Origin of the sequence: Geitlerinema sp. CS-897, from assembly GCF_028368005.1 — a bacterium.
GTDB classification, from domain to species: domain Bacteria; phylum Cyanobacteriota; class Cyanobacteriia; order Cyanobacteriales; family Geitlerinemataceae; genus Baaleninema; species Baaleninema simplex.
Genome location: NZ_JAQNCQ010000159.1, coordinates 1 through 2,628 on the forward strand (window position 1 = coordinate 1; position 2,628 = coordinate 2,628).

Here is a 2,628-nt window from a genome sequence, read left to right on the forward strand (position 1 = left end):
CACGTCATGTTTAGCATGAAACTATCTTAGCTTAGAAAATAAATATTTGTTTCCTAGGCTTAAGCGAACTACTCCCTCCCGTCGCTTCACCACCCCCCAAGCCCTCGGCTATGGGCGGAGCACTGCGACGGATCTTGGTAGTGCGGGCAATATCTCGGTCGATGCCGATGCGATCGCCATTCTTGGCAGTGTCGGAGAAACTTCCAGTCAAATTGGAAGCGTAACCTTCGGCTCGGGGAGTGCGGGGAACGTCACCGTTTCGGCCCGCACCTTAGAAATCCGCGACGGTGCCGATTTGATTTCGACCTCGGCGTTGTCCCTCTCGAGTATCGGGGAACCGCTACCAGAGTCAGGAACGGGCGAGGGGGCAACGTAACGCTGCGCGTGGCAGAATCCCTAAGCGTGAGGGGGCGCAGTCAGGAACTGTCGAAACCCAGTACGATCGGCACCTCGACGTTTGGTAACGGTACGGGCGGCCGAACGGAGATCGTTGCCGAAAACGTTATCGTATCTGAGGGGGCAACGATCGCGGCTTCGACTTTCGGAGGGGGCAATGCAGGACAGCTTTCGATCGCAGCGGAGTCGATACGCGTCGAAGGCGAAAACTCGTCGATTTCGGCTCAAGCTCAAATTCTAGACGAAGCCGTGCGAGCGGCGTTTTTTCTACCGGACGTTCCGACGGGCAATACTGGGACGCTCGACTTACGTGCCAACAGAGTGAGGGTTTCCGACGACGGACACATTAGCGTTCAACACGATGGAATCGGCAATGCCGGTCAGTCAAACGCGATGGCGGGATCGTTGCAACTTCAGCGGGGCGGCCAAATTTCGGCAGCAACGGCGTCGGGGTTAGGGGGCAATTTGAGGGTGAACGTGCGCGATGGAATTTACCTCGACGACGGGAGTGCCATCACGGTGAACGCAACCGGAGAGGGCAACGGCGGCAACATCGCGATCGAGGCGACGACCCTCGTTCTCAATGGAGGTAGCGCGATCGACGCCAACGCCATCGAGGGAAACGGGGGAAACGTGCGCGTTGCTGCCAAGGGCGTGTTCGTCTCGTCCGACAGTGGAATTACGGCCAGCTCGAACCTCGGCATCGACGGCTCGATCGATGTCGTGGGATTTGAGACCGAGGCTGACGTAGGATTGCCGAGCCTGTACTTGGATCCCGTGGATGCAGCCGCTCTAGTGAGCGATCCCTGCGATGCGTTACGCTCGGGAAGCGAGTTTGTGGTCAGCGGTCGCGGTGGATTACCCAACGATCCGTTTTCTCCGATCGAGGGTCGGCAACCCTGGCGCGATCTGAGATCTAGGCACTTGGCACGGCGCGACGCGTTACCCGAGACACCTGGGGGAAACCGAACGTTCCCCCGAACTGACGTTTCCCAGAGAGGCGAACGCCTGGACGACTCGCCCGGACGGATCGGTGGAACTGTTAGCGATCGAGGCTTCCGGTGCCTGGTTTCGGCCGCCGAGTCCCTGCTTGCCGCTTTCGCTGCGCTAACCCCTGACGAGGGACAGGTCGTCGGAACGGGACTCGAGGGCTTCGATACGATGGGATTGACGCTGGGACGGATGGGAGAGGGCGCGAACCGACGGAATCGGTTCGATTTTGATGCAGACGGTATTTCCGTCGAACTGTTTGCAGATTAGCCCGAGATGAGCGAGTTTATCGAGCATCATGCCAGCGGCGCGATGGCTACCGCGATCGCGATCGGCATAGAACAAAGCGGCCGCTTCGCGATGGGTGCAGGAGACGAACTCCTCGGGAATGTTTAATTCAGTCAGGGGAGATGAGATCCCGCGATCGAGCATCAGTTGGTATTTCAACCACAGATACGCCCACAGGCGAACGAAGTATTCGGCTCGACGGCGTGTCAGCCCACCTTTACCAACGAGCTGGGACATATAGTGGCGCTGGTAGTCTCGGGGAAACCATCGATCGAGGCACATCGGATCGAGATCTTGCCAGCGGACTGTTCGGGGTGAGGCGTGAGAAATCGCAGCCTTGAGCATCGTGTTATGAAGTCAATTTCGCTATATTTTCATTTTGTCACAACAACTTCGGAAAATACCAGGTTTTTTTAGAGTTTTTCTCACTTTGTACGTGTAAATACTGATTCAACTGGGTAAATCTAGAGGCGATCGTGGAATTTTAGGTCGAAAAAATAAAGCCAGAAGGCTCTACCAGTCATGAATTTTGGTATAAAATGCGTTGATTCGACGCAGTGTCCGTATTTATGCGTATTTTGCTGTTCGACTCAGCGCGATTGCGTCGCATTACGGAGAGCGAGCGACGGTTCGGTGACGGATTCCTCTGCGTTATCCGATTCTGAGAGTCGTGTGTTCCTACCCGTTGGGGTGGTTTCGGTTTGACTGATACGGAATCCGCACACCATAGCCCCTCTTAAAGCGATCGCTCAAAATCGATGTAAGTTCTTGCGTACAGGGACTTTACAGCGAAGGTCGCAAAACAGGGTTTTCATACCAAATCCTGTTTCCAAACCTGCTAAACTTTTAAGCCGCAAATTCCAGCCAATGATAGTTCGTTAAATCCCGAATCTCTTCTTGCATCTGTTCTTGAAGGACACAGCACCTTTTCCCCAACACTTCTTCAAGTTCCTC

At 55.2% G+C, this 2,628-nt stretch carries 2 protein-coding genes; both read left to right on the top strand.

Going from position 1 to position 2,628, the window contains the following annotated elements; translation table 11 throughout:
- The first annotated feature begins 46 nt into the window (after positions 1-46).
- A complete protein-coding gene (locus POG22_RS10075; protein WP_498905082.1) occupies positions 47-376 on the top strand; it encodes a hypothetical protein in 330 nt (109 codons plus the stop codon).
- A gap of 8 nt (positions 377-384) precedes the next feature.
- Positions 385-1,656 (top strand): hypothetical protein, encoded by a 1,272-nt coding sequence (locus tag POG22_RS10080; RefSeq protein WP_498905083.1) that lies wholly within the window; start codon positions 385-387, stop codon positions 1,654-1,656.
- The last annotated feature ends 972 nt before the right edge of the window (positions 1,657-2,628 follow it).